This is a genomic window from Helicobacter vulpis, from assembly GCF_003660395.1.
GTDB lineage: Bacteria > Campylobacterota > Campylobacteria > Campylobacterales > Helicobacteraceae > Helicobacter > Helicobacter vulpis.
The window spans coordinates 73,491-80,609 of sequence record NZ_QXQT01000007.1 but is presented as its reverse complement, the minus strand read 5'-3'; the positions used below and the strand labels follow the sequence as shown (position 1 = coordinate 80,609).

The window sequence follows — 7,119 nt, the reverse complement described above, 5'->3', positions numbered from 1 at the left end:
TATTGTGTTGCTAGTAGTTTTCAAACCCTCCAATAACCCCCTAAACCCACCCTCTTGCTCTTGGGCTTGGGTGTAGAGGGTTTGGGCTTGACTCTTAAGTTCTGGGGTGGTAGGGTTGTCTTGGTGGCGACTGATAGCGTCTAAGGGGAGGCTCGCATCTGTTGCGACTATGGACTCCCCGCTATCTTTAGATAGTCGTATATTCTCGCCACCTTTAAACACGGGGCTATTTTCTAATTTCCCCCCTCTTTATACATCGTTTTTAAGATGAGTTGCCCATTCTTTGTGCCTACAGTTTCTACGACTATAAAATACCCATTAATCTGCTTTCCGCTTATCAGTGTCTTAATATTATTGTGCTTCTTGATTTGGATGATGTCCGCGCCATTAACCATATTTGGGTAGTTAGCTATGTCTGCAATTTCTATAGAGGGTTGCCCTCTTTTGGCGTGTATAGAATCCTTGCCATGTCTGCTTTCTACATGTTTGAGGACATCCCCCTCCGCGATAAATTTTAGCGTTTTGTTAGGGTCTAACCCCAAATGCTCCAAGATTTGCACATTGGTTAAGTCTCCTACCCATATTTTGGCGTTAGTTTCTTTTACCCTGTCTAAGAGTTCTTGTGTAATCTCTTCGGGTCTAGCTTTGCGTGTGGGCGTGGTTTTGCTAATAAGTTCCCCATCACCATCGCCATGACCCCCATTTCCATCTTTACCTCCTCCACTAAAGGGGCTTGACTCACTGCTAGGGGGTTTGCCACCATTACCCCCTTTACCCCCACTATCCCCCAAATGGGGGTTAGGTAAGCCTCCTCCTCCTCCATCATCTGGGGGTAAGCCCCCCTCAATCTCTCTAATGAGAGCTTTGGTGGCGTTGGCTTTTAATTTGAGATTAAGCGTTTTTATTATACGCTCCCCCCACGGGCTTTACAATAGTCGTGGAAAAGTTCGCGAGGACTTCGCACATCTTCCAAAGCGTTAGTGAGTCTAGCCTGCCTCTACTGGGATGTATGGGTGTGCTACAGCCCTTAAGGTAGGGGATCTAAACCTTCTAGCTCTCTCTAAGCTATAAGTTTTTGCAGATGCTCTGCTAGCTCTTATAAAAAGTGCCGTTACTTCACGCTTCGTATTCCTCCTTAGTCGCCTTTCGTATGGGGATGAACTCCGCGATGTCTTGGGCTCTATACACCACATAATCACGAAAGCCCCCATTCTTAGCCCTAGTGTGGAGTAAAATAACATCTTCCTCTTCTTCGGGGTCGTAGGCAGGGCCATCATAGCCCTCAAAAATCCCCTCCCTTGTTCTCCCTTCAGGACTTGTAATTTTTACAAACCAACCAACATATTCTTTAAGGCTAAATATATCCATCAATCTCCTTTATTAGCATAAGGTACAATATGAAAACTATTATCGCCAAAATGCACTTTACTTTTATAAGTCTTAATTGCCCTACTCATGTCGCCATGAGGCACACACATGCCATAAAATTCGGGGTGTGTGATGATCATCTTTTTATCCCAATCGCCTTTTTCTGTTAAGAGCACTTCTCCTGTTTCAAAGAGTGACTTTACTAAACCTATATCTATTGGTTGTTCATAATAACCCCGCCCCATAACATACCCCTTTTGTCCCCACATGTGTCGCTCTTGTTTTGTGCTTAAACTAAAATACGGCAATACATCCACCACCGCTTGCTTAATTCTCACTTTTAACTCTTCCTCGCTCTCCCCCTCTTTTCTCTTAGCCAATTCTTCAATCTCTAAACTGCGTTTACCTCCATCATCTGGAGGTAAGCCCCCCTCAATCTCTCTGATGAGGGCTTTGGTGGCGTTGTCAAAATCGGTGCGCTGGACTAGCTGGTGCAATTGGTTTTTAAAGGCCTCCACGCTGTGGCTCTTGTTTAAAGCGGCTTTGAGGTGGTGTCTGAGTGCCGCGGTGTTGACCTTCTGGTTAAAGGCTTTGATAGTACTTTTAATTTTTTGGCTAAAAAATCAAGGCATGGTTAAATTCTAGTCTAAAACGATCCCGCTTGAAATGATCTTGTTTGATCGCTTCTTGTCCTGCCAAACTCTTAAAATATTTGTTTAGCAAGAGAAAATAGGCATTGTGATGGATGCCAATTAAGTTTGGTTGGTAGTAGGGGAAGCTTTTGGGGTTGAGCACCCACCGAGCGGTTGTGTCATAGGCTTTAAAAAGTTTTTGTGCGGCGTGGGTGTGCCACAGATCAAAGCCATTTTCTGCAAGCAGCTGGCCAGCTATGCTGATAGGCTTAAGGGCAAAATGTGTATAAGCGATGCCTTTAATGCCCTTAGTGGGGCCACCATTGTAGTTGGCTGTGTTGGAGCGCACGATCTCCTTTGCCATCACGCCATTCTCATCTATGGCGTTTAAAATCCAACTTTGCCATTGTTGTGCCATCCTCAAAAGCAGATCGCGATCGTGGGTTACCAGCGCGCCACTTAGCTCAAAAAGCACGCTCCAAGCCCCGATGTTATTGTCTTTGTTGGTGCGCGCATACGCTAACATGTTATGAGAAAATCGCTCAAATATGGGGCTGGGAAATTTGGCACGGATAAAGAGATAGGCCATGTTCATATAGGGCATATAGAAATTGACCAGATTTTTAGCCTCTTTGGAGCCCACCACTTCAAGACTTTGGGCCCACTGCTCTAAAATTTCTTTAGCCCTTTGGGCATATGGCTGCTTGCCACTGGTCAGAAAACCTAGAGCCAGATCGTAGGACAAAGTGGCTGATCTCTTAAACTCTGCGCTACATGGATCGGCTTTTCTCTCGCCTGTTGGGGTGTAGTGTGGTAGTGTATTGAGTTGTGCGCAGGTGTGGATTTCTTTCTTAAGTTTTTTGCGCAAATGGATCGCGCGCTCCAAATCATCGGAGTGAAAATCCCTAAAAAAGTATTGCGTGGCCTGCAAAGCACTTAAAAAACATAGCCCCAAGAGGATCATCGTTTTCATCGCGTTCCTTTCAATGCGCTTTAGAACGAGTATACCTTATGTGGCTATTTTTTATATATTTGTGTGTGGAACTAGGATTCTTGCTCTAAGCTATGGGAGTCTAAAATCCTCCCACCTGTCGGTTGCTTTATCCACAAAACGCGCGTACACCGGGTGTAGCGCGGGCCCAATGCCAAATATTTTGTTTAAATTCTCTCGATTGCTCCTAAAGATCGCGCGGTAGCGGAAATGCTCCAACATGGGTTTGAGTTCGTGGTTCCCCACGATATTCTAAAGATCACTGGCAAAGACAATCAAGTGTTGTCATTATCCATAGCTAGCTCTAAAAACACCTGCCAAATACCTAAACTAGGCTTGTGATGCAAATCCGTTGCTTCATCCAAAGAGTCGATGAGAATAAGGCTACCCGGTTCTAGATTCTCAGCTGTAAAGCCACGCCCTGTACTTGTAAACTCGTGGGCATGGGAATAGGAGTTTCCCCATCGTAAATCTCATGTTCTACAGGTCGCATGCCCTACATAGGGGATGATCGTGTAAGTTATCATCGCGGATATTTTCTTCTCACCCACATTGCTGTAAATAGCCTTGCGTTCCTTGAGTATGAGATCGCCAGCGGCTTCATTGCCTAAAATATTCAGGCTATCCTCTGCATCCATTGCCAAAGCCATGTGGTTACTAATTTGGGTTTTCATGGCCGGAGGGATGGTAGTACCACGCATAGTTTGGGTGGAAAAATGGGGTGGATTCCATAACTACGCCCCCTTTTGAGTAATGCTTGCAGAAGTCCTGTCAAGTGTTCATTTGCCTCATTGTTCACTTCTGCAAAGAGTACCTGAAACTCATCAATCACCACGATCATTCTGAGCATGGATTGTTTAGCATCATGGCGATAGCCCTTGAAGTCTTTTTCCCCGCACTCTTTAGACACCTTTGGTCACTCAACCATTTCCTTATTAAGCCATTTTAGAAAATCGATCCCCAAGGACACAGAGCTTTGCACACTCACCAACTTGGCATGTTCTAAGGGTGGGTTGGCATAGACGTTAAATTCCACGCCCTCTTTATAATCCAGTAAAAATAAGCGCAATTCATTGGGGGGGATAGTAAAAGTCAAGATTTTGGATCAATGCATTTAAGGAGTTAGACTTTCCACTCCCTGTTTTCCCGTACACCAAAGTGTGTTGCTTGTATGATCGCCTCCCATCTCAAATAAGACCGGTCCTTGTTCCAGCCAATGGGTACGCTTACAACAAAGGTACTCTGCTTGCTCCAAAACTCCTTTTTAAGGCGTTAACATGGCCACTGACTTCACAACTTGCCCCTTAAAATAGGACAAAATTCTATGGTGGTGCAAAATATTCTTAGACAACACCTGCTAGATGCTAAAATTCCCATCCAAAGTTAAACTCTCCAAAACCTTGAAATACTGCATACAAACGCCTGTTCTTGCGAATTTATAACCTGCCATATTGTTAAGTCTTTGGGCTTAAGGTGTAAGAGAACTTGCCGGGATTTTACCAACTCGCGTGGTAAAGCCTCTAACTTTAGCTATGGGGAGTATGTCAAAAGAGACATAGCGCAGTTTGTGGATTTTCTCTCTGTGAAAAATAGCATTTAGCTACATGCCATAACGTCGCGCTCATTTTTGATTGTGGTGCGTGTTTGTCTCCACAAAGCGAAATGTAACAAGCCCTCACAGACAAGTAAGAATTAGAGGCTCAGATATGTAGCTACCCTTGCTCCATGCTCAAAGACGATAACGATAAAAAAGCTCAACGATACTACAATTTCTTAACAACAAAAAACAAAGACTATTGCCTCGGTGTTACACAAAGACTTTTTAAAGGCAGTGTTACAACAAAGAAAAGAAAAGATTATCAATAAAGCCTGCATAAGGATTTTAAATTAGGTTAAAATGTCTTAATGCTTGTGGCACACTTTCATCAATCTATACTAGGAGAATTTTGGGCTCCACGACGCTTGAGTGGTAAATTAACCATAGTGAGCTTGCGAACGATATTCAAAGAGTGATAGTTAGTTTGCAACTTAACCACAATGATAGACTTATCTAAAGAGCAGGTATTAAAAGCAGGAGGAGGGATAGAGGTGAATCAGAAACTTTAGTATTACAAGATAGAGTTGTGTTAAAGGCAACGCAAGATTATTTTCAATACAAAAAATAAAGATTTTGTGCGAAGAGCCACCTATGGAGCACCGTGGTCAATCCCAAAGACACTAGTTACCATCCAAGAGCTAGCCCAACACTTCAACGACAAGTATGGGTTTCAGTGCTATCAGATTATATTCATAGAAATGAGGGGCATGTAGATGATGAAAGCAACATGCAGATCAACCACCACGCCTACTTGGAGTTCGTTACCCTAAGACAAACACGACCAGAAGTTGCAAAATCTTGGATATGGAGCTGACCTGGTAAAAAATTAAAACTACCAAGACATAAAAAACACCACAGGAAAACCCAAATATTAACAAGTCCGTAGGGCTTGAAATTTGATGCGTAAGTTTTTGTAACAATCCAACGATTAAAGGATCGGCCAATATATCCCAACTTTATAACTTTTTTGTGCAGGGGACTCTCTTCATCCCCGCTGGCATCTTTTAATCAAACTTTAGCTAAACCACCCCGCTACGGTTTGGCAAACAGATTTAAATCCGCTAGCTACAGAGCTCGCCACAGATTTAATGGCATTGCCCACAGAGCTGACAAAGGATTTTATGCCATTTGCCACGCTAGTGGCAAAGGATTTAGAGCTTGAAGCGATTTTCTGCCCCACGCTTGAGCCAGCCATATAGCCTAAAGTTGCCCCCACAAGTCCGCCCACAGCCACACCCGGTAGTCCAAAGATTGAGCCGATAGCCATAAACACCCACTCCCCCGCAGCGGCACTAACAACGCCCGCAAGGGTGGATAAAGAGTTTATATGGAGTTGTTCGATCGCCTGCTCGCCCGTTAAGTCCCCCTTGCCTAATTTGTAAAACACTTTAACATGGTCTATAACAAGCGTGCCTAGCGCCACAAAGACATTTTTAGCCCCACACACTTTAGGCAAAATCCCTTTTTCAGCAGCGACTTTAATGGCAGCAGCCATGGCGGTTTTGGCGGTTGTGTCTGCGCCTGTGGTGATCGCCCTCTTAGCCATCTCTTGTGCCTTGCCCTTGTCTAGTTTTTCTTTAGAGCACATGAGCGCAACACCATCGATCGCTAGAGAAATCCCCGCACTAATTAGCCCCACCTTACCCGCCTCTTTGCCGATCCCTAAAGCCAAATCCCTAGCTTGATAATCGTTGTAAGTGTTTTGGGGGAGTTTGCCCTCTTGTTGGGCTTTGCTCTGCAGCTCTTTGACCTCTTGCTTGCTTAAGGGGGTGCTGGTCGTGCCATCGGGGGCTTCTAGCCTGTCGGTAACTTTTAAGCCCTGCTCTTGGAGTTGTGCTTTTTGGTCGCTGGGGACTAATTTTTGTTGCGCCCGATAGTCGCCTTTTTCAAAGGCTTTTTGTGTGCTTGGCGCGTCTTGGGTGTATTTGGATTGGTAACGCTTAACTACCTTGCCCTCTGCGTCCTTAATCACAAGATCCACGCCATTTTTAGAATATTGCCCCTCGGGTTTTAGCACCTCTGCGCGGTATTGCGAACCTTTGGCGGTGGCGTTGAGATTAAAGCTATTGGCATGCTGTTGTTCGGCGATAAAGCCGTCTAAATTAGGATTTTGGCTAATGAGCCCCTCATTAGTAAGTAATGCCTCTTGTATTTTGTAATTTGCCTCTTTTAGGGCATGGTCTAGGTTGTTTAGGTAGGGCATAACCTCTTGCGTGGCTAGGTTTTGGCTGGCTTTGTGAAACTCGCTAGCTAGCCATTGCTCCTTAGTGCGCCCATTTGCTAGGGCTTTTTCTAAAGATTCTTGCTTTTGCTCGTAAATCTTCACCTCTGCCTCAATCTCTGCTCGAATCTCTTTAGCATCGCATCCGGGCAATTCTTGTGCTAATTGCGCCTCAATGCCCGCTAACCCGCCCTTTGCCTCTGCCTCTAAAAACCGCCCTAAAATTGCGCTAAAGGCGTGAGCTTGCTCGGGGGTGAAGGTGGGCAAAAGGCTAGGTAGGGGTGTGGGGTTAAAAATTATAGGGGGCATG

Annotated in this window: 10 protein-coding genes; all 10 read right to left on the bottom strand. The window is 44.8% G+C overall.

Annotated elements, in window-relative coordinates; translation table 11 throughout:
- On the bottom strand, nt 1-222 hold a 222-nt coding region (locus tag EAO38_RS03760), incomplete at its 3' end, for a hypothetical protein (RefSeq protein WP_162982668.1).
- Nucleotides 223-233: 11 nt separating this feature from the next.
- Nucleotides 234-791, bottom strand: coding sequence for a PBECR3 domain-containing polyvalent protein (locus EAO38_RS03755; RefSeq protein WP_121021246.1), 558 nt, complete (start codon nt 789-791; stop codon nt 234-236).
- A 325-nt stretch (nt 792-1,116) separates the two neighbouring features.
- A complete protein-coding gene (locus EAO38_RS03750; protein ID WP_121021244.1) occupies nt 1,117-1,368 on the bottom strand; it encodes a hypothetical protein in 252 nt (83 codons plus the stop codon).
- Complete coding sequence (locus EAO38_RS09165) at nt 1,368-1,886, bottom strand: polymorphic toxin type 50 domain-containing protein (RefSeq protein ID WP_121021242.1); 519 nt, start codon at nt 1,884-1,886, stop codon at nt 1,368-1,370. Before EAO38_RS09165 ends, EAO38_RS03750 begins: the two co-directional genes overlap by 1 nt.
- 97 nt (nt 1,887-1,983) lie before the next feature.
- Complete coding sequence (locus EAO38_RS03740; protein ID WP_121021240.1) at nt 1,984-2,973, bottom strand: alginate lyase family protein; 990 nt, start codon at nt 2,971-2,973, stop codon at nt 1,984-1,986.
- 491 nt (nt 2,974-3,464) lie between these two features.
- Entirely contained in the window at nt 3,465-3,641 is a 177-nt protein-coding gene (locus EAO38_RS09160; RefSeq protein WP_235852504.1) for a hypothetical protein, read from the bottom strand.
- 20 nt (nt 3,642-3,661) lie between these two features.
- The gene (locus EAO38_RS09155; protein WP_235852503.1) at nt 3,662-3,901 is read right to left on the bottom strand and encodes a hypothetical protein; all 240 of its coding nucleotides are present in this window, start codon (nt 3,899-3,901) and stop codon (nt 3,662-3,664) included.
- A 6-nt stretch (nt 3,902-3,907) separates the two neighbouring features.
- Nucleotides 3,908-4,087: an FtsK/SpoIIIE domain-containing protein gene (locus tag EAO38_RS09150; RefSeq protein ID WP_268877814.1), complete on the bottom strand. Its 180-nt coding sequence runs from the start codon at nt 4,085-4,087 to the stop codon at nt 3,908-3,910.
- Nucleotides 4,062-4,145, bottom strand: a complete 84-nt coding sequence (locus tag EAO38_RS09335; RefSeq protein ID WP_268877815.1) for an FtsK/SpoIIIE domain-containing protein — start codon at nt 4,143-4,145, stop codon at nt 4,062-4,064. The genes EAO38_RS09150 and EAO38_RS09335 overlap by 26 nt, the downstream gene beginning before the upstream one ends.
- Before the next feature lie 1,458 nt (nt 4,146-5,603).
- The gene (locus EAO38_RS03725) at nt 5,604-7,118 is read right to left on the bottom strand and encodes a hypothetical protein (protein WP_121021238.1); all 1,515 of its coding nucleotides are present in this window, start codon (nt 7,116-7,118) and stop codon (nt 5,604-5,606) included.
- Nucleotide 7,119 lies beyond the last annotated feature (1 nt).